At 60.0% G+C, this 23,041-nt stretch carries 21 protein-coding genes; 13 read left to right on the plus strand and 8 right to left on the minus strand.

The features are described from left to right. The first annotated feature begins 21 nt into the window (after positions 1-21). The 4 genes from thrB to N688_RS06510 all read left to right on the plus strand — a co-directional run bounded on the left by thrB (position 22) and on the right by N688_RS06510 (position 5,311). Positions 22-1,062 (plus strand): homoserine kinase, encoded by a 1,041-nt coding sequence (gene thrB / locus N688_RS06495; RefSeq protein WP_052888518.1) that lies wholly within the window; start codon positions 22-24, stop codon positions 1,060-1,062. Further along, the gene (gene thrC, locus N688_RS06500; protein ID WP_052888519.1) at positions 1,052-2,497 is read left to right on the plus strand and encodes a threonine synthase; all 1,446 of its coding nucleotides are present in this window, start codon (positions 1,052-1,054) and stop codon (positions 2,495-2,497) included. The genes thrB and thrC overlap by 11 nt, the downstream gene beginning before the upstream one ends. Position 2,498: 1 nt before the next feature. Next, a complete protein-coding gene (locus tag N688_RS06505; protein WP_162179506.1) occupies positions 2,499-4,655 on the plus strand; it encodes an ArnT family glycosyltransferase in 2,157 nt (718 codons plus the stop codon). A gap of 203 nt (positions 4,656-4,858) precedes the next feature. Continuing rightward, on the plus strand, positions 4,859-5,311 hold the full coding sequence (locus N688_RS06510; protein WP_156025327.1) for a hypothetical protein: 453 nt from the start codon (positions 4,859-4,861) through the stop codon (positions 5,309-5,311). A gap of 124 nt (positions 5,312-5,435) precedes the next feature. On the opposite strand, the gene N688_RS06515 is transcribed toward N688_RS06510, so the two are convergent. Both N688_RS06515 and N688_RS06520 read right to left on the minus strand, forming a co-directional pair. Beyond that, positions 5,436-6,470 (minus strand): type I phosphomannose isomerase catalytic subunit, encoded by a 1,035-nt coding sequence (locus N688_RS06515; RefSeq protein WP_052888522.1) that lies wholly within the window; start codon positions 6,468-6,470, stop codon positions 5,436-5,438. 449 nt (positions 6,471-6,919) lie between these two features. Next, positions 6,920-7,594, minus strand: a complete 675-nt coding sequence (locus N688_RS06520; RefSeq protein ID WP_081838585.1) for an alpha/beta hydrolase — start codon at positions 7,592-7,594, stop codon at positions 6,920-6,922. Between the two features lie 1,135 nt (positions 7,595-8,729). Here N688_RS06520 and N688_RS06530 point away from each other — a divergent pair. Together N688_RS06530 and N688_RS06535 are read left to right on the plus strand one after the other, a co-directional pair. Next, entirely contained in the window at positions 8,730-9,827 is a 1,098-nt protein-coding gene (locus N688_RS06530; RefSeq protein WP_052888525.1) for a GGDEF domain-containing response regulator, read from the plus strand. A 231-nt stretch (positions 9,828-10,058) separates the two neighbouring features. Beyond that, on the plus strand, positions 10,059-10,454 hold the full coding sequence (locus N688_RS06535) for a hypothetical protein (protein WP_052888526.1): 396 nt from the start codon (positions 10,059-10,061) through the stop codon (positions 10,452-10,454). A gap of 187 nt (positions 10,455-10,641) precedes the next feature. Here N688_RS06535 and N688_RS06540 read toward each other — a convergent pair whose 3' ends face one another. The 6 genes from N688_RS06540 to N688_RS06565 all read right to left on the minus strand — a co-directional run bounded on the left by N688_RS06540 (position 10,642) and on the right by N688_RS06565 (position 16,985). Continuing rightward, positions 10,642-11,295 carry a hypothetical protein gene (locus tag N688_RS06540; RefSeq protein ID WP_052888527.1) on the minus strand — a complete coding sequence of 218 codons (654 nt, stop codon included), beginning with the start codon at positions 11,293-11,295 and terminating at the stop codon, positions 10,642-10,644. Between the two features lie 362 nt (positions 11,296-11,657). Continuing rightward, positions 11,658-14,006: an ABC transporter substrate-binding protein gene (locus tag N688_RS06545; protein WP_162179507.1), complete on the minus strand. Its 2,349-nt coding sequence runs from the start codon at positions 14,004-14,006 to the stop codon at positions 11,658-11,660. A 64-nt stretch (positions 14,007-14,070) separates the two neighbouring features. Next, the gene (ruvA, locus tag N688_RS06550; RefSeq protein WP_052888529.1) at positions 14,071-14,655 is read right to left on the minus strand and encodes a Holliday junction branch migration protein RuvA; all 585 of its coding nucleotides are present in this window, start codon (positions 14,653-14,655) and stop codon (positions 14,071-14,073) included. Between the two features lie 91 nt (positions 14,656-14,746). Then, on the minus strand, positions 14,747-15,298 hold the full coding sequence (gene ruvC, locus N688_RS06555; RefSeq protein WP_052888530.1) for a crossover junction endodeoxyribonuclease RuvC: 552 nt from the start codon (positions 15,296-15,298) through the stop codon (positions 14,747-14,749). 93 nt (positions 15,299-15,391) lie between these two features. Then, on the minus strand, positions 15,392-16,150 hold the full coding sequence (locus tag N688_RS06560; protein ID WP_052888531.1) for a YebC/PmpR family DNA-binding transcriptional regulator: 759 nt from the start codon (positions 16,148-16,150) through the stop codon (positions 15,392-15,394). 67 nt (positions 16,151-16,217) lie between these two features. Beyond that, the gene (locus N688_RS06565; RefSeq protein ID WP_052888532.1) at positions 16,218-16,985 is read right to left on the minus strand and encodes an alpha/beta fold hydrolase; all 768 of its coding nucleotides are present in this window, start codon (positions 16,983-16,985) and stop codon (positions 16,218-16,220) included. 179 nt (positions 16,986-17,164) lie between these two features. On the opposite strand from N688_RS06565, the gene N688_RS06570 reads away from it, so the two are divergent. The 7 genes from N688_RS06570 to N688_RS06600 all read left to right on the plus strand — a co-directional run bounded on the left by N688_RS06570 (position 17,165) and on the right by N688_RS06600 (position 22,880). After that, positions 17,165-17,593 carry a YraN family protein gene (locus N688_RS06570; RefSeq protein ID WP_052888533.1) on the plus strand — a complete coding sequence of 143 codons (429 nt, stop codon included), beginning with the start codon at positions 17,165-17,167 and terminating at the stop codon, positions 17,591-17,593. Between the two features lie 127 nt (positions 17,594-17,720). After that, positions 17,721-18,224 carry a zinc ribbon domain-containing protein gene (locus N688_RS06575; protein ID WP_052888534.1) on the plus strand — a complete coding sequence of 168 codons (504 nt, stop codon included), beginning with the start codon at positions 17,721-17,723 and terminating at the stop codon, positions 18,222-18,224. Positions 18,225-18,323: 99 nt separating this feature from the next. Continuing rightward, on the plus strand, positions 18,324-18,881 hold the full coding sequence (gene tsaE / locus N688_RS06580) for a tRNA (adenosine(37)-N6)-threonylcarbamoyltransferase complex ATPase subunit type 1 TsaE (RefSeq protein WP_052888535.1): 558 nt from the start codon (positions 18,324-18,326) through the stop codon (positions 18,879-18,881). Then, positions 18,862-19,695, plus strand: coding sequence for a tRNA (adenosine(37)-N6)-threonylcarbamoyltransferase complex dimerization subunit type 1 TsaB (gene tsaB, locus N688_RS06585; RefSeq protein WP_052888536.1), 834 nt, complete (start codon positions 18,862-18,864; stop codon positions 19,693-19,695). Before tsaE ends, tsaB begins: the two co-directional genes overlap by 20 nt. Beyond that, the gene (rimI, locus tag N688_RS06590) at positions 19,679-20,314 is read left to right on the plus strand and encodes a ribosomal protein S18-alanine N-acetyltransferase (protein ID WP_202901851.1); all 636 of its coding nucleotides are present in this window, start codon (positions 19,679-19,681) and stop codon (positions 20,312-20,314) included. Before tsaB ends, rimI begins: the two co-directional genes overlap by 17 nt. Positions 20,315-20,500: 186 nt before the next feature. Next, positions 20,501-21,679: a tRNA (adenosine(37)-N6)-threonylcarbamoyltransferase complex transferase subunit TsaD gene (locus N688_RS06595; RefSeq protein ID WP_052888538.1), complete on the plus strand. Its 1,179-nt coding sequence runs from the start codon at positions 20,501-20,503 to the stop codon at positions 21,677-21,679. A 157-nt stretch (positions 21,680-21,836) separates the two neighbouring features. Beyond that, positions 21,837-22,880, plus strand: a complete 1,044-nt coding sequence (locus N688_RS06600; RefSeq protein WP_052888539.1) for an ROK family protein — start codon at positions 21,837-21,839, stop codon at positions 22,878-22,880. The last annotated feature ends 161 nt before the right edge of the window (positions 22,881-23,041 follow it).

Here is a 23,041-nt window from a genome sequence, read left to right on the forward strand (position 1 = left end):
AAAGACAGGAGGCCCGTGGCGATGGCACCGGTATTTCCTGTCGCTTTCACTGTGCTCGTACCGGCCACCTCGGCTAACCTGGGGCCGGGTTTCGATAGCCTTGGTTTGGCTTTACAGCTCTACAACCGCTTTGAGGTTGTAGCGAGTGGTCATGATCCGCAGCGTCCTGTCATCCAGATCGAAGGGAGTCTGGGGGCAGGTCTTCCCACTGGTCCTGAAAATCTCTTCTTCCGCGCATTTTCCTCGGTCTTTACTGCTAAAGGAATAGAGCCGCCAGCGGTACGCATTCGCATGCTGATTCACATTCCGCCGGGGGCTGGACTGGGGAGCAGTGCCACTGCTGCCGTTGGTGGTGTGGTGGCGGCCAGCGAGTTTCTGCGTCTGCGGGGTCTGACGCTCTCTGAGCAGGAGATTCTGGAACAGGCGGTAGCCAGTGAGCAGGGGAATCATCCTGACAACGTGGCGCCGGCTCTCCTGGGAGGATTGGTAGCGACCACGGTCAAAGATGGCAAGATTCATGCGGTCAAGACCCCCTTCCCGGCTGCCCTGAAGGCGGTCATCTTTACTCCCTCGTTCTCAATGGATACGCTGGCTGGTCGCAAGCTGCTTCCCCCCAGCTACCCCAAGGATGATGTGACCTTCAATACCGGGCGTGTGGCGCTCCTCCTCTCGGCTCTGCAGGCGGGGCGCTATGAGTTGATCGGCGAGGCCATGCAGGATCGTTTGCATCAGCCCTATCGGCAGGCGCTCTTTCCTGCCATGCCCGATATTATTCAGGCTGCGGTGGCTGCCGGGGCCCACGGTGCTTCTCTTTCTGGAGGTGGTTCTTCTTTAATTGCTCTTGCAAGTTCGCGCTTCCAGGAGATTCTGCGCGCGATGCAGGAGGCCGCTCGTGCCCACGGCGTGGAAGGAACCGGTATGATCCTGCGGGCCGATAAGCATGGGGCGCGAGTGATCAACCCTCGTCATCAGCGAGTGCGCCGTCCGCGCGCTCGTTACTATGAAGATCAATTCTGCTGGTCGCCTGCCCGACCGGTAAAGGAGGGGTCGCTTGGACGCTAGCGTTGATCGTCAGGAGGAGATCCAGCCCTCTTTGTCTGTTCGCCAGGCGCTGGAAGAGGTGCGCCTGCGCTGTGTGGCCTGCCAGACGCTCTATCCGGTGCTGGAGCCGGGGCGGGCGGCGCGCTATCGCTGCGATTGTGGTGAGGTGCTCGATGTCGAGATCCCTCTCCACTTGCCTGCGTCGCTCGCCTTCCAGGCTGGGGCAGCTCTGCAGACCCATGATGAGGCTGCCGCCTGGCGTCGGCTCTTCGCGGAGCGGGCCGCGCTGGTGCCGGGTGCGCCAGGCGCTGCTGTTTCGCGGCGCAGTGGTGTCTGGCGCTATCGCGAGCTGATTCTGCCCATCCCTGAAGAGGCCGTTATCTCGCGAGCAGAGGGCAATACAACGTTGTACGCCGTGGGCAGTGATCAGCAGCAGGAGACCCTGGCCAGCCCTGGCCTGCAGCGCATCGGCGACTATGCTGGTCTGGCCCAGCTCTATCTCAAGCATGAGGGAGAGAATCCGACCGGGAGTTTCAAAGACCGCGGAATGGTGGTGGGCGTGACGATGGCTCGCCTGATGGGGGCGCGAGCTGTCGCCTGCGCTTCAACTGGCAATACCTCGGCTTCGCTGGCCTCCTATGCCGCTCTGGCCGGCCTGCAGGCCCTGGTCTTTCTGCCTGCTGGCCAGGTTGCTGGCGGAAAGCTATCGCAGACGCTGGCCTATGGGGCCCACATGGTGCAGATCAATGGCGACTTCGATGCCGCCATGCAGCTCGTTGAGCAGGTCTGTGATGAGCTGGGCATCTATCTGCTCAATTCGCTCAATCCTTTCCGCGTCGAAGGCCAGAAGGCGATCGCCTTTGAATTGTTGCAGCAACTCGACTGGCAGGCTCCCGACTGGCTGGTTCTGCCCGCTGGCAATCTGGGAAATACCTCGGCCCTGGGCAAGGCCTTCCGTCAGGCGCGCGATCTAGGGCTGATCAGCCGCCTGCCGCGCCTGGCCGCTATCCAGGCTGCCGGCGCAAACCCCTTCTACCGGAGCTACCGCGAAGGCTTCGCCCGTCGACATGCGGTCCAGGCTCAAACGGTGGCGAGCGCTATTAAGATCGGAAATCCGGTCAGTTACGCCCGCGCTCGCCTGGTGATCGAGGAGTGTGCGGGCCTCGTTGAGGAGGTCAGTGATCCAGAAATCCTGGAAGCGAAGGCCGTTATTGACCGCGCCGGTATTGGCTGTGAGCCTGCCTCTGCAGCAACGCTAGCCGGCATTCGCAAGCTTGTCAGGGCTGGTATAATCAAGCCAAATGAGCGCGTGGTTGCTATCCTCACCGGTAATTTGCTCAAAGATCATCAGACCGGTGTCCCGCGCGCCGAGACGGTCATTATTGACCCTGATCTCGCCAGTGTCAGGAGGACACTTGATGCGCTTGGCCCCCTTACCAGCTCATCATCAGGGTAGGATGGTTTCACAACCCCAGGGGCGCCCGGAGCGGCGGCGCCCCTGGGGGTCCTGGTCCTGGCTGTTAAAGCCAGAGGTCCCTGGCCTGTTGCTCCTTGCATCGGCCTTGCGGCTCTACGGTCTCAATCGGACTGAGTTTGATGACGACCAGGCCACGCTCTTTCGGATGGCCTACGATGCTGTCCATCAGGGCCTGCTCCCAGTCACGAGCAATACCGGCTCGATCGGGGCCCAACATCCACCCGGTGTGGTCTATTTGTTCATGCTGCCTGCGGCCTTGAGCGCTAACCCGCTCTGGGCCGCTGTGCTTGTGGCCCTGCTTAATGTCCTGGCTGTCCTGTTCACCTATTTCTTCTTGTACCGCTACTATGGCCGCCTGGCGGCTGTGACTGGCTCCTTTCTCTACGCCTCTGCCGTGTTGCCAGTGAAGTATGCCCGCTTTATCTGGCAGCCCAATGTTGCCGCTCCTTTTGTTGTGCTCTTTCTGCTGGCGCTCTTCCGTGGCGCGGTGGAGCGGCGACAGGGGTGGTTCGCGTGGGCTGTGCTGTGGCTGGCCCTGCTCTATCAGGCCCATGAGGTCAATCTCTTGCTGGCAGCTCCGCTGCTGCTCTGTCTGATACTCGCACCCAAGACCGTGCGTTGGCGCGATGCCCTTTTCGCTCTCCTGATCCTGCTGCTTGTTTTTGCTCCATCGTTGCTCTGGCTGCTAGTCTCTGGCTTGCACGATCTACGCTCCACTCTCAGCTTCTCTAATCATCAGGCTGGAGGCCTCTCCCTTCAAGCTCTGCGTATCTATCGCCTTTTCATTATTCCATATGATCAACTTCCTAATCGTAGCGATGCAATCCTTTTGCCACTCCACCGCCTCTTCTCCTGGCTCAAGCTGGCGATGCCTGCCCTGCTGATCCTGGCCGCCCTTTGGCTGCTGGTCGTGATTGTGCGCCGGCGGGCTGACTCGACTGCCGAGCAGGCAGAGGTGCAGGAAGCGGCGAGACCTGGCCGCTGGTGGCTGCGACTACGTGAAGGTTGGGAGAGCTGGAGCGCGGATGGCCAGCGTTGTGGAGCGCTGATCTTGCTGGTCTGGCAACTTGTCCCTCTTCTGGTCTTCTTGCGCTATGGAGGAGAACTACACACTCAGTATTTGCTGCTCTTGATGCCAGGTCCATTTCTGTTGATTGGCATCGCGGTGGCACAGTGCTGCCAGTGGCTGTATCGGCGCGAGGGCTGGCTGCAGCGTTTGCGCCTGGCTGGCTATCTCCTGGTGGGGCTGCTAGTCGTTGCGCAAAGTCTGGCCTCGGCTGTAAGCGTCCTCGATACCCTGGCAGGGCACTTTAATGATCGCTCGTTCCAGCCCTATCCCTACCATAATGATCTGGCCTCGCTCCAGCAGGCTCTGGCTGCTACCGATCAGCTTGCCCAGCGAGAGCATCTCTCGCGGGCCTATATCACGGTCGATGATGCCACTCGCACGGCTGTCTTCTTCCTCAGCCGCCAGATGCGCACGCCAGCTACACTCTTTGATGCCGACTGTCTGCTCCTGCCTGCCGAGCGCGCCGTCATGCTCGTGGGACCTTACGATCCCTGGGTTACGGCTCTACTGGAGCGTTTTACACATGCAACGCTGGTGAGCAAGCTGCCGCGCCCGGGTGGCCTGCCGTTCTCTCTCTATGTGATCGAGCCTGCGACCCAGGGAACCACGTCTGTCCAGGCTACTCCTTGGAAACTCGGCGACCTACAGGCACTCTCACAGCAAGCTGCCTCTCTCACTCTCGCCGATCGCTCTCAGGCTACCACCTGGCTTGTCTCGCCCTGGCAAGTCATGCAGAATGCCCAGCCTGTACTCAATACCACCTATGTCTATCGCTTTGTGGCCACTGCTGAGGCCCCGTCATCTCAAAGCCTGAAGACGACCTGTACTTTTAACCGCTTACAGGCTGGGGAGAGGCTCCTTGTGACCTTCAGCCTGGCTGATAGGCAGGAAGTTCCCACCAGCCTGCTGCTGCGTATCTGGTCCTCTCGCATTGTCTTCTATATGCCGAACTATGGTCCGCTGCATCTAGAGACCTCTATATCGAAGGAGATAGATGTGCATCTTTTGCAGACAGCGAAGGGACTGAGCCAATTTCTACTGTCGGTGAGCGAGGGAACGAGAGGATGATTGGTGAGGGCCTGCTGAGTAGTAGCTCAGCAGCAAAGCTCTGGCGCTGCTGCCTGCTGGCTGTTACAATGGTGTCAGCAAAAGAGCAGCGGTACTCATCCTTGACGTAAGCAACGCTCGACTGCCACCCGCCTGCGCTGTTCGCTGAGTGGAGACCGGAGCAGGGCCGGGTTAGACGAGGGAAGACAGGAGAGGACAGCAGCGTGCCTGGCACCGCGAACATGGAAAGAAGAAATCGCCGTTTACAATGGATACCGCCCTGGGAGATGCCAGCGGACCCCATCAAGGCGGTCTTCTGGTTCCTCTACTGGCTGCTCCGGGTAGTGGTCCGCTTCTACTGGCTCCCTCTACTCGCTGGTGTCCTCTATGAAAGCCTGCTCAACGGCCTGATTGGGGGAGGCATCACCCTGCTCCTTGGGGGAGTGCTCTGGGTGGCGCTCTTCGCTATTCTCAAAGTTGTTGAGCTGCTCCGCGGGGTCGCGCAAGTTCTGGCCACGGTTGAGCAACTCCAGCGAGAGTTAGGCCTCGACGAGGATGATTCCCGCTCTCGACCCAGTGAAAGCGGAGCAGGCGATGAGCCGCGCGTCGTTGAAGGCACCATTGTCTACCTGGATGAGAAGCGACGCGAGCGAGAAGGTCGGCCCGGAGCCAACTAGGAACCTGATCTGTGGGCGGCGCATGAGTCGAGCCTGATCAGCTCGGCTAAACTCGGCTGGCCCCTCCTCAGTAAGGAGGGGCCAGCTTATCAGTGAGCGGTCTTGCTATCTCTGTCGCTCTCATTCAGGCCAGCTCAGGATTGGCCTCTTTCCAGGCCAGCCAGGCCGGGTCATCGGGAGCGGGCACGTAGGAGCGCAAGAGCAGTCCATGACCCTCAAGAGCATAAGGGCCAAGGGCGGCGGGTAGCACAAGGCTTTGACCGCGCCCGAAGCTCAGGTGGTGCTGCAGCGAGGGGCCATAGTGGATGGTTGCTTCAGCGCCCAGAGATGACAGGATCTGGCAGCTTCCCGTCGTCTGCTCGCGAGCCTCTCCCTTAAGCGCTAGCTCGCGCATCACAAAGTAGCGGCAGGCGACCAGACAACGCTCCTCGTAGCCCAGTCCGCCAGCAAGCACCACCGGGCGAACCTTAATGCGTGTCGAAGGCCCATAATGGGCCACGTCCAGAGCGCGCTCAACGTGCAGCTCGCGCGGCTTCCCTTCGGCGGTCAGGCGCCCATAGTCGTACATGCGGTAAGTGATATCAGAGTACTCCTGAAGTTCATAGAGCAGAATGCCTGCGCCGATGGCGTGCACCGTTCCTGCTCGAACGAAAATGACATCGCCTGCCTGAACTGGCTCTTCATGGAGAAGCTGCTCTAGGGTTACCTGTTCGATAGCCGCAGCCACCTCGGCGCGGCTGGTGAGGGTGGCGAAGCCGTGGACGATGGTCGCACCTGGCTCCGCGGCCAGGATATACCAGCATTCCGTTTTGCCGAGCTTGCCGCCCTCGTACCGAGCGGCGTAAGCATCATCGGGGTGCACTTGCACGGACAGCTTCTGATGAGCGTCAATGAACTTGGCCAGAAGGGGGAAGCGGGGACCGAAAATAGCCCCGACCTGGGGGCCGAAGAGAGAAGGCCCAAGCTCTGACACCAATTGACCCAGCGTTTTCCCAGCGTAGGGCGGATTCTGGGCCAGGGTATTCACCTCGGTCTCCCAGGCTTCACCGATCAGCATCGCCGGAGGCAGCTTTTTCCAACCATCCTCCTCCAGGCGCCGCCCTCCCCAAATAGTCTCATGGAGCGAAGCTTCCAGGAGGATCGGATGAACGCTCTCCACAGCGTGGACTCCTCCTCAAAATCATCATAGAGACAGCCGGCGGCTGCTCTTGCAACGTCCAGGTAGCCGGGCAGCCGGGCAGACAGCAAACAAACAAGCACAGTCGAGATCAAGTAGCAACGGAACGGAGGGACCTGGCAGCAGAGGCCCCTCACAGCTTTGAGCAAGCGAGACAGGGTCTGACCACCAGCACCTGACATCGTTGGTGACCGATGGCGACCGTTGTCAAGGGTAGCACCCTCGCCAGTCGCTGTCAAGGCCGAGAAGGGGCCTGTCGAGGCTGCCTGCGAGTTTGGGCCAGCGCTAGGCATCAAGAGCGCAAGGCCCAAAAGTGGGACACAGCCAGGCCAGGCCGGGCCGACCACTGCCTGCAGACCTCCTGCTGGAGCGCTGGAGAAGAGAGGTGTAGAAAGAGAGGAGCACCTGTTTGCTTAGCTCTCTAGCTCAAATCAAATATCGGGCATCTCGGCCCAGCGCAGCAGATAGCGTGTAATCGTCTCAATGGCCGGCTCCTCGTAGCCGCGCATCAGATGGCGAGCCCCAGTGATCACCTTGATGCCCTTGGGACCTTTTTGCTGTTCAACGAACGGCTCCAGCTTATAGAGTGGACAGACCTCGTCGAACTCGCCGGTCACAAAGAGCTTAGGGCGTTCAAACTGGCGAGGTAAGCCGCCGATAGCTCGGAAGAGTGGCAGACTGATCGCTACCACTGTGCGGATACGTGGATCGTAGGGGGCATACTGCAGGGCGATATAGGCACCGAAAGCGTGACCAATCACGCAGAGCTTCGCGGGATTGACTCCGGGCTGAGCTAAAACAAAATCGATAGCGCCGGCCAGATCCAGCGGCTCCAAGCGACCATCGGTCTGTTGACCCTGGCTACGACCAACGCCGCGGAAGTTGAAACGCAGGGCGATCATTCCTTGTTCGGCCAGGCGGCGCGCCAGGAGCAATGTCAGCACATCCTGCATATCGCTACTGGCCGGCTGAGGATGGCAGAGCACAGCGACGGGGGCCTGACGAGCCTGGCCGGGATAATGGAGAATGCCCTCTAGCATAAAAGAGGGCTGTCCCTTGCTGGGGAAAACCACGCTGCGCTCGGTCGGTGCGGAGGATATGGCCATAGGCTCCCCTTCAAGACTGGCTAGACGTTTCTCGCGCCTGAATGGGCGCTTTTATCTTAGCGCAGGCAGGGCGGCACGTCAACTGCAAAACCTGGAAATCCTCCCTCAGCGAGAAGCCAGAAGCCCCTCCCCCTCACTCCTGCTCGACGATCGCCTCTCTGATCAGATCAAGCCAGGTTGTGGCCTGCTGAACCAGGCACAGCATGTGGACTGAAAGAACCTGCCCGAGCTGACAGCCGAAACGACTCGGTTGGCGGTGCCAGTACTCCAGAGCCTGAGACTAACAACCAGATAGGCCAAGCTACGAAGTCATCATGACACTTGTTGGTAGAAGGGATAATCTTCCATCTCCTTCTGTATAACGTGACAAGAACATTTGGTAGAACTTTCTTTGCAGATCCATCTAGGGATATTACACTGGATCGTGCAGACAAATGTTGAACTTTCTCGTGCTCAGGTGGATGATGAAAAATTCATCTCTGATGTGTTGACACTGCTTGCTTTATGTGCTAGCGTTTAATATGATGGGGCAAGCAGGTATGGCGCTGTTGCCAGGACTCGTGGGGAGCAGCATGAGTCCAGCTCCACAGGGCTCCAGGATCTGACGGCCAGGCCGAGGTGAACGAGAAGCCACCGCGCACTGGTAGTGTGGAGGCTTCCGTCTGTGCTCAAAGTCGGTACGTTGACTGGCTTCATGGGCGGTGGAGGGGAAGAGATTTGCAACTCTACGTTATTTGCTCTGTTTGCTCTGTGCTCTTGCTCATGCGCGCTGCCTTATCGAAGAGGGGAGCAGAGATAGTGGTGGCGGTGCATGAGTTCTAGCTCTAATCCTAGTCCTCGCCCTGTGCCCGGGGAGCTGCTCGTTTGCCCTTTCGTCAGGGGTCGTCAGTGGCCAGGGTCTACAATCTGTGACAACTGATCCTGCCTGGAGAAAAAAGGCGGTGAGCAAGCTGGGGCGCTCAAAGGAAGCGCTCAGGCTCACCCCGGGCAGCGAACCTGGAGGTTTCTTACACAGATACCTCTGCACCTCTGTCACACCTCATCGCATAGGGCTGTTTTTGTTCCTGTGAAGATCAGGTGTGGAAGGTAAAATGTGCTTTCGTTGTGCTAGTGAAGCGTAGAGGCAGGAGCACTTATGGGCAATGTATTGGTCGTTGAGGACAACAGTCTGATCTCTCGCATCCTTCAGAAACACCTGGAAAGTGATGGAGATCATACGCTCACTGTCCTTCACGGCGAGGATGCTGTCCAGTTTGCGCTGCGCAAAATGCCTCAGCTTGTCATTCTCAATATGACAAGCTCGGGCAGCGATGGCGAGCAATTCATTCAGCGCCTGCGCACGCATGCGCGGACCATGTATATTCCTATCATTGTCGTCAGTGCCGCAAGCGACCCCGGTGCTAAGGTGCGTGCGTTCCGCATGGGAGTAGATGATTATATCGCCACTCCCTTTGACACCGAAGAATTTCTGGAGCGTGTGCGCACGCAGTTGCGACATGTACAGCAGGTGGTGTTATCGAGACTCATTGACCTTCCTGGGGCGTTCCAGGTCGAGATGACTATCAAGTGCAAGCTTGCTAGCCAGGAGCCGTGGAGCCTCCTCTACCTCGACCTCGATAATTTTAAAGCCTTCAATGATACCTATGGTTTCCTTGCTGGCAATGAGATGATCCGTCTGGTAGGGCGCATCTGCCGTCGTGTGGTCTGTGAATATGGCAATCTGGAAGATTTCGTCGGCCATGTTGGGGGCGATGACTTTGTCGTGGTCACCACGCCTGACCGGGCCCGCCTACTCAGTTGCCGTATCATTGCCGCCTACAAAGAGCTGAGCCAACCGTTCTATCGGCCTGAAGACCTTAAGCGTGGCACGATCAGCGGCGTGGACCGCAAAGGGCGTCCCTATCAATTCCCGCTCGTCTCGCTCTCGATTGGCATCGTCAACAACCAGCCTCATCTTACTCACAGCCTGCAGGAAATCAGCTATCTGGTCGCCGAGGCCAAGCGCAACGCGAAGCGTTCCAGTGATAATATTTATTACATCTCGTCGTCTCGTGACGTCGCTGATTGTTTTGTTGATCAGTCCCTTGCCTCTGCTCTACCTCTCTCGGCCAGTGCCGCCGTGCTACCTTTCTCGGTTCTCAGCTGGGAGTGGGAGCTGAGCAGACGCGAGCTGGTCCATGCCTTCAGTGGCGAGGAGGCGCGCAGCGATTATGAGCTGCGTCTGCGGCCCTAGGAGTGGAAGGAACACGATGGCTAGCTGGCTGGTTTGCTCTCTTCCCGTTTCTGGCCGCTGCCTCCTCTTCGGGGGAGGCGTGAGCGCTGGCTCAAGTGAGCGACGAGAGAGGGGGGTAGATCTTTCATGCTTCGAAGCTGCAAATGCTGAGCCGTAGAAGGACAGAAAAGCGTCTCGTGCTAATCATCTGCTGCTCTTCGAGCGAAGAAAGGATGGCTGGGTGCTTCTAGTATGAGTCAGTCTGAAGAGTTCTTTGACGCAACAGACGCTCAGCGTCGTGCGCGCCGTGAAAACGCGCGGCGCATTATGCGGGAGAGCGATCTTCCCTCGCTCTTGCGTCGTCTCGATCGCGAGTTGCTCAAGGGGAGAGGGCGCTTTGAAGAATACGATACCCTAGTGCTTCTCAAATGGGGTTCGGGTTATACGGGGCGTCATATTTGGGTGGAAGTGGTTGAGGATACCATACGCTTCCGCCTAACGCCGCACCGTGTCTGTCCCACCCAGGTTCCCCTTTGTGATGGGGAGTATCACATCTTTACACCCGCCATGTGGCGGGATCGGGCCCTGCTGTGGTCTGAGCTTCAGAAGTACTATGCCAGGCCGGTGGCCGAAAGCTCCAGTGACTGAGGAGTTCTCTCCGCGGGGACCACGGCCAGGAGGGAGCAACGGGCCACTGTCGGGCCAGGTCTCGGACGCGAGCCGGCGCTGACGGCCTTGCCTCTGGTTGGTGGCAGGGCCTGGCGCTGCAGGCGTTGCCCTGATCCTCTCCTGCCCCTGCTAAACGGAGTAACCGCGAAGAAAAGGGCCGGAGGCATCAGGGCTGTTCCAGGGCCAGCATCTGGATGAGTGCCGCCTGGTGCAGCTGCAAGCTGAAGTTCTGGTACCCTGGCTGAGTATAAAACTCCTCCTGCTCGATCTCGCTGGCCCAGGTGAGAAAATTGAGGAAGACTGTTCCCCATCGATAGGCTGGCTCTCGGCTGGCGTTCTCCTTATCTCCTCCGGCTCGCGTCTCGTGCTCCTCCTCCCCGCGTGCCAGAAAGGCCGAGGCCATCAGCAGTTCTGCCGCCTGGCGGTGGAGGCTTTCTAGCCAGCGTTGCTCGATTGTCTCCGCCTGCTCTGGTTGAAGGCGGGCCAGCAGTGCTACGGCCAGCGTGGGACTCACTGCCGGGCGTACATAGCCCCAGATATAGCGCATCGCCCACTGCTCTGGTGTGTCCATGAGCTGAGCGCCTGCCATCTCCTGCAGCAGGCGGGCGGGGCTGCAGCGATCGCGCACCTTTTGCCAGACTTCCTGATTCTCCCAGGTGGTGAGCAGCAAGTGATAGCGCCTGTCGCGGCTGGTGTAACTGCGTACGCTCAGCAGGCCGGGGGTTGGGCGCAGAGCGTCGGTCACTTGCCGTACTTGCGTCTGAGCGTCAATTTCATAGGCTGGCCTGATATGGGCTAAGGTGACAATGAGTAGCTCCATTCCTCAGCTCTCCCCTTATCCTAAGCTCTTGTTGTGCTCCTTGACTTCCCTCCTCTTCTTCCTATCTTGGCTTCATCCCTTTCTAGCTGATGGCCCTCTTCTCACTTCATCTCATCAAACTGATCAGGTGGCGAGGGGGCAGAGGCAGTCAGCGCCATAGCCGCTCTTCGTCTCCCCCTGGCGGAAGGCCCACAAACAGGCCGGAAGGAAGAACGCAGAGAGGGGGCGGCGGTCTCAACTTAGTCAGCTGAGGCAGGTTTGCCGCCCCTGTGCTCTCTTACCTGGTAGCGCTGGCTGCGGGGGAGAGGGCCAACCAATCAACCAGTCAACCAAGACTCTGCCTGATTCCGCTTTACTCGTCGCTACTGAGCGATCTGGATGCTACCATCCTGTTGCAGGACCAGGATCGCCGGCGCGGCGCGTGTGCTGGTGATCAGGACATTATTCCACAAGCGCAGTGCGATAGGGCCGCTCACCCCGTTGAAGCTCTGGTTACTGATGCGCTGCACGAGCTGGGCAGGCGTTGGGAAGCTGGGAGTAGCCTGAGCCTGTCCCTGGCTGCTCTGAGCCTGTTGCCCGGACTGCTGGTGCTGGCCGAGGCTCAAAGTTACCAGCTCCACCGCATCGCCGAAGAGGAGCGCGCCCTGATCCAGGGCTGCGGCTCCACTGCAGAAGCTGCCTGGTGAAGCAAAGAGCGTGCAGAAAGCAGCGTAGAACTGCTTGGGCCAGGGGCTATCGCCGCTTGGAGGGCGAGCAGCGCTGCTGACCGTCACGTAAATACGAGGCAGCGTGAGCTGGTTTTGACGCACCCAGGGTACCAGCTTCTGGATAGCCGTTGGCTGGACAAACTCGCCACCGATCAGCAGAATCGGCTGCTGATCGCGCGGGAGCTGGGCAATCGCCTCGGCCAGGGTCATGACATCGTTGGAGAGCAGCGGAGCAAAGATTAAATCGGGCCGGGGCTGGGCCTGCAGAGCATCCTTGAGGCCAGCCAGCAAGTCATCGCGCGAGGCCTGGGGGCGTCCATTAGCATCGAGCAGACCGCTGGCCACAGCAGTCTCCTGAGCCACGATGCGCGTATGCCGATGGGCAGTGAAAGACTGACTAAAATAGCGGGCCGAGCTACTGGAGGAAGGATTGCTTGGGTCATAGAAGATGGCCACATTGCGAGCTCCCAGCTCGTTGTAGGCATAGTCGGCTCCGGCACGACTCTGAGCCGAATCGTCCGCCGAGAAGCGAATAAAGGCGAAGCCGGGGGTGCAGTGGCGATAGAGCGAGGTCTGGGAGAGCAAGTCGATGATAAAGAGGCCCGAAGCGGTCGGAGCGAGCAGAGGCACCCCGGCGCGACAGAGCACTGGCAGCACCACCTCGGTCAAGCGGCTTGGTGCCAGCCCCAGTACCGCCAGAATGGGTGGACGTCCGGTCACCTGCAGGCCGAAGTCAGCGAAGTTCCCTTTGGCGTTCAGCGTCGCCACAGCATTGGCGATCTGCAGCGCACCCTCCTCCTCGCCGGTTGTGTTCGCCAGCACCAGGTATAGCAAAGGTGCGCCGGGGACCTTCATCTGGGCGCTATTGTACTGCTCCTGACTGATATAGGCTCCCACCAGCTCCTGGGTATAGGCGGCGTAGAGAATATGGCGATCGGTGCCGCCCTGGGGATCAGCTACACCGGGGCCGCTATCGAAGCTCACCACAATAATGCCATAAGGGTGGCCTGAGAGGCGCACACGCAGATCCTCTCGATAAATGGCCGCCTCGGCGCTGTTGCAGCCCGTCGTATCGCTGATCTCCACTGCTGCCGAGAGCAGGGCCTCGGCCTTCTGGCTATTACCTGCCTGCATTGCCTGGGCGGCCTGGCGCTTATCCTGGTAACCAGCGGTATTACAGGCATCAAAGATCTTTAGCCCATCGCTTAGCCCGATACCGTCCGGCGTTGGCAACAGATGCGTGTTAGGTGGATGATAGTAGCGGGCGTCGTCCCAGCGGATCGCCAGAAATGCGGTCAGAGAGGTCAGCAACACCATCAGGATCAAGGTCCCGAAGGCCAAAGCGCGCGGAGAGATCGGTACTAATCCACCGCGGAAAAAGCCGCTCATCTGCCACCACATCACGCGGAACGGGTCACGCACCGGGCGGCGTCGATACTTGCGATTGGCCTTGGCCTCCTGGCGGAAGAGGTCGAGCAATACCAGACAGCCGGTGTCGCAGACGAGCAAGTGGGCCTGGACCTCGGGATAGAGCAAGGCCACATTCTGCCCGCTATCCATCGCCTCGGCGTACTCGGGTAGTAGTTGACGGCACTGCTGGCAATCGATCAGGCCATCGCCAGCCGAGGGAGGCGCAATACGGATGGTCTGCTCCTGCATCTCGGAGCTGGGTGGGGGAGAGGAGAAGCCTGGCGCGGTGAGCGGCTGCGAGACGGGGGGAGCCACCTGGAACGGTTCAGCCCCAGCCAGGGCCGGGGCAGCAACTGCTGTCTCATCGCCCGCCGAGGCAGCCAGAGACTCCGTCGGGGAGCTGCGCCGTACCTTCTTTTTTTTGCGCTTGGGGCTACTCGCTGCCGAGGCTTCCTTGCAACGTGGGCAAGAGGCCATATGCTGCCGGGCAGCCTCGACAGCCTCCTCGGGCACAGCCTCGGGGTCCTGCTCATACTCGGCCAGGACAGAGACAGCAAAAGCACATGCTGGCGGCAGCAATTCGTCCGTTGCCATCAGCATCCTCCAGAAAATAGGCGTTTTCTGCGAATTCTACCTGCTACAACGACCGTCAGTCAGATCAGAGTTCGCGGGCGAGGGAGCGCAGGGCCAGGGTGATCTGTTCTTCCAGCGACAGATTCTGATCCTGGGGCAGGCGAGCGATGGCCGCCTGGGCGGCGGCGGGACTGTAGCCCAAACCGACCAGGGCCTCCAACACCTCGGAGCGCCGGATACCACCGGCGGAGGTTGTGCCTGGGGCTACTGCCGGGACCTTGCCCTTCAGCTCTAGCACCAGACGACCGGCGAGCTTCTTGCCCACGCCGGGGGCGCGGGCCAACAGCTGAACATCCTCTTGAGCGATCGCGCGGTAGAAGGTGGGCGCATCGAGCACCGAGAGCAGCGCCAAAGCCACCTTGGGACCGACGCCACTGACCCCGATCAACAGCTCGAACATATCGCGCTCAGCCTCCTCAGCGAAGCCGTAGAGCGCCAGGCCGTCCTCGCGGACGTGCAGGTGAGTATAGAGCGAGACCTCGCTGCCGGGCGTACTGAAGCGAGTCCGTGTCGAGGCTGGCACAAAGACACGTAGCCCGAAGCCTCCCACGCGGATGATCAGATGGTCCTCGCGCTGTGCCTCAAGAAGGCCATGAATGCTCGCAATCATCCCTGCCTGCCTATCTCTCCCTCTGCTGTCGTATAGGAAGTAACGCCACTGGCGTGATCTGAGTAACGGTTGCTGACTTTTTGGGGAATGATTACCATCCTCCTGATTCTGAGGGGTGGAAGTCCTCTGAAAGGAGGCTGGCCCTGATCAGGTGGGAGCTATGGAGATGACAGATGGCAATAGCTGCTGCATCTGCGGCATCGTCAGGGCGAGGAACAGAGCGCAGATTGAGCAAAATGCGCACCATCTCCCCGACCTGGGCCTTGTCTGCGCTGCCGTAGCCGGTGACTGCTTGTTTCACCTGGCGTGGCGTATACTCTGCAATGGGCAGGCCGTGGTTTGCCAGGGCCAGCATGGCCACACCGCGTGCCTGGCCGACCATCATCGCCGTGCGGGCGTTTTTGGCGAAGAAAAGCTCCTCCATAGCGGCCTCCGCTGGCTGATGAAGGCTAATGATCTCCCCCAGGCGCTCATAGATCTGCTGGAGGCGCTGGGGTAAGGGCATGCCAGCGGGCGTGGTAATGACATCGCAGGCGAGCAGGCTGAGCCTGTCGCCCTGGGCCGCTACGACGGCATATCCCACAATCGCCGTCCCCGGATCGATGCCCAGGGCGACCCGCCGCGGTGGGGTCTTCTGAGTCATAGGGATATGCCGCCTTCCTCGCTGGGCTTTCGGGGGGAGGACAGAGCGGCCACAAGGGTCGCTCTGGTCCCTGGTTTGCTGCCGCCACCCGCCCTACTCATAGGAGGCCACCAGTTCGTCAGGAATATCGGCATTGGAATAGACGTACTGGACGTCGTCCAGGTCCTCCAGCTTCTCGACAAGCCGCATAAGCTGATGAGCAGTTCTGGCATCACGCAGCTCAACGCGGGTCTTGGGGACCATCGTGCTCTCGGCTTTCAGAATCTTGTAATCCTTCTCCTGGAGGGCCTGGCGCACTTTCTCCAGGTTGGCCGGGGTCGTGTAGATTGTCAAGACCTGGTCCTCTGCTGAGGGTTCCGCATCTTCGGCGCCCAGATCAATAGCCTCCAATGAGACTTCATCGGGGTCATGCCCGTCGATGGCCACCTCAATGACCCCGCGCGATTCAAAGATCCAGGAGACGCTTCCCGTCTCGCCCAGGCTTCCACCGTTGCGGCTGAAAGCGTTGCGAATCTCCGCAACCGTGCGGTTGCGATTTTCGGTCATTGCCTCGATGAGGATCGCTGTTCCACCGGGGCCATAGCCCTCGTAGGTCACTTCTTCAAGGTTGCTGCCCTCTGCGCCGCCAAGTGCCCGCTTGATGGTGCGCTCGATGTTCTCCATCGGCATGTTAGCGTCGCGCGCGCGCTGGATGGCCATGCGCAGCCGCGCGTTGGCGGCGGGATCTCCGCTTCCTCCTTCGCGCACAGCAACTGCGATCTCGCGCCCGAGGCGCGTGAACAGTTGTCCTCTGCGCGCATCGTTCACGCTTTTAGCTCGGCGAATCTGTGCCCATTTCGAATGGCCTGACATACCGTTGCCCCCTATTTATCGCAAATGCTCTGTATGAAGAAGGGCCGTTGTTGCCCTGCTTGCTCTATTATTCGTGAGGGAAACCACTGGCTGTATTGTAGCATGAACCAGGGGAAGGCGTCGAGGGGGCTGCTGTCAGCCAGGCAGCGATGGCGCGAGCCAGTTCCTCCGGTTGCTCCTGCATCAAGGCGTGACCGGCAGCAGGAATGATCTGCAGTGTCGACCCAGCGATATGGTCGTGAAGATACTGGCTGTATTTCACAGGTGTCATCTGATCTTCTGCCCCTACGACGATCAGGGTTGGGAGCTGGATCTCTCCCAGGCGGGCCATGCAATCGAAGGTATGGCAGGCCAGCAGGTCGCGGTAAAGCTGAGCTGCGCCGCTGACTAGCTCTTGTTGAAAGCGGGTGCGCTGGCTCTCGCTGCTGGTTGGGACCAGGCTCCAGGTGGCCAGCGCCTGCAGTGCCTCAGAGGAGCCTGTCCGTGCGGCCTCCAGCAGATCGGCTCGTACGCGCAGACGGGCGCCCGTTCCGATCAAGATCAGTCCTGACAGCTCCTGACCATGTTCCAGGGCCAGGGTCAGGGCAATGGCTCCTCCCATCGAGTGCCCGGCGACGATCGGCCTCTGAAGCTGTAGTTCCTTGCTGACAATCTGCCAGGCAGCCTGAGCGTAGTCGCTCACACTCACATCTGCCGCCAGCGTGTCCGCGCGCTGGCCGTGCCCCGGCAGGTCAATGGCGAAGGCAGGATACGTGCCGAGGTACCCTAGAAGAGCGCTCCAGCTGCGAGCGCTCCCTCCTGCGCCGTGGAGAAAGACAATCGGTTGCTGATCCATCTCTGGGCTTGCTCCTCTTCTGAATGTTCTCCTGTGTCGTCTTCAGGGACGCTCCTTGTCTGCTTGCATCTGGCCGCTGTCTTAGGCTATCCTTGCAGAGACGGCAAGAGCGCTGCTAGCTCAGCGATGCTCTCATAGGAAGCATACAACATTGAGAGCGAGGATGGCGTATTACTCTCATGAATGGTACAGATCACGAGGAGTCTAAGGGGCAGGGAAAGAGGGGCCTGACCAGGGCCAGCAGACAGCGTGCGCTTGGCCGAGCTGGCGAGCGCCTTGCTGCTGCTACCCTGCATCAGCAGGGCTATCATATTCACGAGCGTAACTTTCGCTGCCGGGCTGGAGAGGTCGACCTTGTCGCCAGCGACGGCGAGGAGCTAGTCTTTGTTGAGGTGAAGACGCGCCGCGGCAGGAGCTGGGGCCGCCCCGAAGAGGCGCTGACACCGCGCAAGCGCCGCAAGCTGATTGAGGTGGCCTCTTACTACCTTGAGCAGCACGAGGCCTACGGGCGCCCCTGGCGCATTGATGTGGTGGCCATTCAGCTCAACAGCATGGGTCGACTGGAAGCCGTGCGTATCTATCGCAGTGCAGTCGAGGACGAGGCCTAGCGGCACCCTGTGCAGGATCTCCTGATGGCGGCCTGAGCACCTGGCCCACTTAACGATCAGGGCGGTCAGTCAGGAGGCCTCGCTGTTCTCAGCTCACCAGACTAACTCAAGGGAAGGAGCACCAACGATGGCGGACTTTGTTGAGTCGGCAAAACATCTTGTCTCGGCGGCTGTCAGCCGGACTACCTGGGAAGCCCAGAAACAGCTGCGTATTCGCAACAAGCAGGGGGAGATTGATCAGCTGCTCAAGCAGCGTCAGCTTCTGCTGGAAGAGCTTGCCACAGCGGCTATGACCCTCTATCAGCAGGGGGCGCTCTCTCAGCCACAATTAGCGCGCGTTTGTGCCGGTATTCTGGAGCTAGATGCAGATTTGCGCAATCGAGAGCAACAGCTTCAAGAGATCAAGAATGAGACCTATCAGCCAGAGCAGTTTGCTCCGCAGCCACCGCGCGATTATACGCCACCACCGGTGGCTCCCACTGCTCCGACAACGCAGCAGGCCCCAGGAACAGGGGGGGCCAGTACCGGTGGAACCCCGCGGGCAGCGGATAAGGTACCCTGCCCTCACTGTGGCCAGCTCGTCCGTGTGCGGGCGCTCTATTGCTCTAACTGCGGGAAGAAAATCGGCTGAGGCGAAGCAGGGAAGACTGTGTTATAATAATGTGAGGCTCTCTGGAAAGGCTCAAGAGATACTTGAGCCACGGCTATAGCAGGGGAGAAGGAAGACGGCGTGACTGGTGCTTCTCAAGACGAGGTGAGCTGCACCCTTGATGTGATCAGCCATAGTGCGGCCCAAACCCAGCGGCTTGGTATGCGTTTAGGCGAGCTGCTGCGCGGGGGCGAGCTCATCCTGCTGGCTGGCCAACTGGGGACGGGGAAGACCACCTTTACCCAAGGTCTGGCTCAGGGTCTGGATATTACCGCGGTGGTCAGCAGCCCCACATTTACACTCCTGAAGGAGTACCGCGGCCAACCACGCGGGAGCGGAGACGGGCAGGCGGCGCGCTCCAGAGGTTTGGCGCTCTATCATTTTGATCTCTATCGCCTGGAGCATCCGGAAGAGATACTCGATCTGGGCTTCGAAGATTACTTTTCTCACCCGGCAGGCGTCTGTGTAGTGGAGTGGGCTGATAAGGCCCCAACGCTCTGGTCTGGCGAGTATCTCCGCATCCGTCTGAAGTCGCTCAGCGAGACGAAGCGGGCGCTCCTCTTCGAGGCCGTTGGATCGTATTATTGTGAGCTGCTACAGCAATTCCAGAAAAATACCTATGCTGCTCTTGGCAATTGATTCCTCTACGCGCCAGGCGAGTCTGGCCCTTTGCTCGGAGGAGACCCTCTACGCGGAGGAGACCTGGCTTGTCGAGAATAATCATAGTGTTGAGCTGTTGCCCGCGATCCGCCGCTTACTGGACAGCCGAAACTGGTGTCCGGCGGATCTCTCTGCCCTGGCGGTGGCGTTAGGCCCAGGCTCCTTTAATGGCGTGCGGGTGGGGCTGGCCACCGCTCGTAGCCTGGCCTTCGCTCTAGAGAAGCCGCTGGTTGGGGTGGGCACCCTGGATATCATCGCTGCTCAGCAGCATCGCTGGTCAGGGCCGATCTGCGCTGTGCTGGAGGCAGGACGCTCCGAACTGTATGCCGCCTGCTATCTCAGTACGGAAAGCAGAGATGAGCAGGGGCGCCTTACGCAGGACCTGCAGCGACTTGGTGACTATGTCCTGCTGCCTCCCCAGCAGCTCGTGACCTATCTCAAAGAGCTGGCGACGACGTCCCTGGCGGTGCCGGGCCGACGTGAGCTTCCTCCTTTTCTCTTCTGTGGGGAACTAAAAGCGGCCACCTGCGCGATCCTGCGCTCCTCTCTGCCAGAGGCTGCCTTCGCTGAGCCGTTGCTGGCCACGAGAAGGGCTGCAACCCTGGCCGCGCTTGCCTGGCCGCGCCTCGTGCGTGGCGAGCGTGATGATCCTTTGCGCCTGGAGCCGCTCTACTTACGCCCTCCTGCCATTACGGCCAGTGCGCGTAAGCAACCGCTGCTGAACGCGGTGGATCAGCCGCGCTCACTACCTCAAAGCGAGACGGAGAGGGAAGAACGTGCGTTACATCATTGAACGCATGACGTTGTCAGACGTGCCTCGGGTCATCGAGATTGAACGTCTGGCCTATCCATCGACCTGGCCTCCTAGCGCCTATCGCAAGGAACTGCAAGATAACCGCTGGGCGCACTATATTGTTCTGCGGGACAAAAAGATTCTAGAGGAGCACGTGGAGCCTTCTGCCTCTGAGGCTGAGAGACCCAGGCGCTTCTTCCCTCTGTCGCTGTTGCCGGGCCGCTTGTCGACGGCGACATCCTCGCCGCAGCTTGCCTCGATCATTGGCTTTGCCGGCCTGTGGCTCATGGTCGACGAGGCGCATATCACGACCATTGCCCTGCATCCTGACTATCGTCGTCAGGGACTCGGCGAGTTCTTGCTCATCAGTCTGATCGATATTGCTTATACCATCGGCGCCAGATGGGTCACACTTGAGGTCCGTGTCTCCAACTACGTTGCGCAGAATCTTTATCGTAAGTACGGCTTCCGTGAGGCTGGCCTGCGCCACCGCTACTACAGCGATAATCAAGAGGACGCCCTGATCATGTGGACCGACGAGATCCACAGTCCGGCCTATCGCCAGAAATTTCAGGAGCAGAAGGCCGCACTGCTGCGGAAGCTGGAAGCTCAGGGCTAAGAGAGAGTACCCTGCCCCAATCCAACCGGTCTAGCCTCCGACGATGGCTGCTGCCCTCAACCGCTTTTGGCTGGTCAGCACCCGCCGTTCTGCCGGACAGGAGAACGGGACCGCCCCGAGATGCTGGTCAGAGAGAGGTGCCTTCCAGCTATGCAGCTTTTCATTGGATGAGAAAGGGGGTGAACTATGCTCGTTCTGGGAATCGAAAGCTCTTGTGATGAAACCGGGGCTGCCATTATCAAAGATGGCCGCTATGTACTGGCTAATGTGGTTGCCTCGCAGACGGAGATTCATGAGCGCTACGGGGGAGTGGTGCCAGAGGTCGCCTCGCGGCAGCAGCTGGCTGCTGTCTTGCCGGTCATCGAGACCGCTCTCCAGCAGGCTCACTGTTGCTGGGAAGACATCGATGCTGTAGCTGCTACCTATGGTCCCGGTCTGGCCGGCTCGTTGCTCGTTGGCCTGACAGTTGGTAAGAGCCTGGCTCTGGCTCGTGATCTGCCCTTTCTTGGGGTCAACCATCTGGAGGCCCATATCTACGCCAACTGGCTGCGGCTGGCGCCGGACGCTGACCTCCAGATCGACGCGAGCGAGGCAGAAAGTGCCTATCTGCCTGGTGATCCGCTCTTCCCTCTGATCTGTCTGGTCGTTTCCGGCGCTCATAGTGAGCTGGTCCTCATGCGCGACCATACCGACTATCTCCTGCTGGGACGGACGCGTGATGATGCGGCGGGTGAAGCCTTTGATAAGGTGGCGCGCATCCTGGGACTCGGCTATCCCGGTGGTCCGGCCATTCAGCAGGCCGCGCGCCTGGCGGAAGAGGAGCTACGTCAGCAGCGCCTGCCGGTGCGCAATCCTTATCGGCTGCCGCGAGCCTGGCTACGAGGAACCTATGACTTCAGCTTCAGCGGACTGAAAACCGCCATGCTCCACCTGGCCGAAGGACTGGTTGCGGATCAGCAGCCAGGTCGCCCATTGCCCAGTGGAGGGCGCCAGGTGAGTCGCTACACCGCGATGGGAAGCGAAGCCGCCAAGCGGGGTCAAGTCCATATTGGTCTGCTGGCGGCAGGCTTCCAGGAAGCCATCGTCGACGTGTTGGCAGTCAAGACGCGCATGGCCGCCCAGGAGTATCACGTGCGGCAGGTGCTGCTGGCCGGTGGCGTGGCGGCCAATGTCGCCTTGCGTGCACGTCTGGAGGAAGAGCTAACGCCGCTGGGCGTCCAGTTACAGTATCCTCCGATTGCATTCTGTACGGACAATGCGGCAATGGTAGCAGCTGCGGCCTTCTTCCATCTCCTGCGCGGCGAGCGGCATGATCTTGATCTGGACGTAGAGCCGAACTTAAGCCTGCCTTTCCGTCAGGAGTAAGGGGGAGGAGAAGGACGGGAGCAGGGGGCGTGGAGCGAGAGCGACGAACATGCTCTGCTCAAAGGGCCGTCCCACGCTCACGTTGACGATCAGCGAGCGGTATGAAACAGGCTGTGCCGCCTGTTGCTGCCGTTCTGTTTGTATTGAGGAGAGAACTATGGCCAAGAATCACGCGGGGCATCCGGCAACCTATGCTCTTGGCATCGACCTGGGAGGCACCAAGACGCTGGCGGCAGTCATCGATGTCTCTACTGGCGCAGTGATCGCCTCGGCGCGCAAGCGTACAAAAGCAGAACGAGGGCAAGACTTCGTCGCCCGCCGGCTGGTAGAGGTAGCCCACGCTGCTCTCGAGGCCGCTGATCTGCGCAACGGGCGCGAGTTGCTCGCCGTAGGCATCGGCGCCGCCGGCCAGATTGATCGTCAGACCGGCGTGATTCTGGAGGCGCCCAATCTCGGCGTGCGCGATATGCCAGTGGCGGCTCTGCTCAGCGCCGAATTTGAACGCCCGGTTGCTGTTGGCAATGATGTGGAGGTTGCTGCTCTTGGCGAGTATCTCCACGGGGCCGGGCGTACCTACAAGAACTTTGTCTGCGTCTTTATCGGAACCGGCATTGGCGCAGGGATTCTGCAAAACGGGCGGCTCTATACGGGCCTCTCCGGCACTGCTGGCGAGATTGGCCATATCACGGTGGAGGCCAGCGGACGCATCTGTAGCTGTGGTGCGCGTGGCTGTCTGGAGGCCTATGCCTCACGCACGGCCATCACGCGGGCTATTCTGGCTGAGATCCATCATGGCCGCAAATCCGTGCTGGCCGACGAGGCCCTGCTCCAGCTCAAGGGCGGCGAAACTATCATCCGCTCGGGATTGTTGGCCAGCGCGATCCAGCAGAACGATGAGCTAGTGATCGAAGTTGTCAGCGAAGCCGCGGACTATCTGGGGTATGGTCTGGCTTCGATCATCAATTTTTACAATCCCGAGGCCATTATCCTGGGAGGAGGCGTCATCGAAGCCATTGACCTGCTCTTTGAGCGTGCCGTACGGCGTGCACGCACCGTGGCGCTGTCCCTTCCTGCTCGCCAGACGCCCATCGTACGCACCCGCCTGGGCGACTTCTCGGGCGTCGTGGGGGCCGCCTGCCTGGCGGCGGAGGCGGTGGGCTACCGTCTCCGTGAGAGCGAAGAGCAGGCAGCCGAAGAATAAAGATCAGCCAGGCGGAGCGTCTCCTCCTCCGCCCGGCTGGTCTGGTATCTGGAGAGAAGAGACTCTCCCCATCCGTGCTGTTGGGCTGTAGTATTCTTTTCCTCTGCTGACGGGTTTGCTCTCTTTTGCTGCTCCTGGACCGCCTGCTCTCCACGGAGAGA

It is taken from the genome of Thermogemmatispora carboxidivorans (genome assembly GCF_000702505.1).
Taxonomy (GTDB): domain Bacteria; phylum Chloroflexota; class Ktedonobacteria; order Ktedonobacterales; family Ktedonobacteraceae; genus Thermogemmatispora; species Thermogemmatispora carboxidivorans.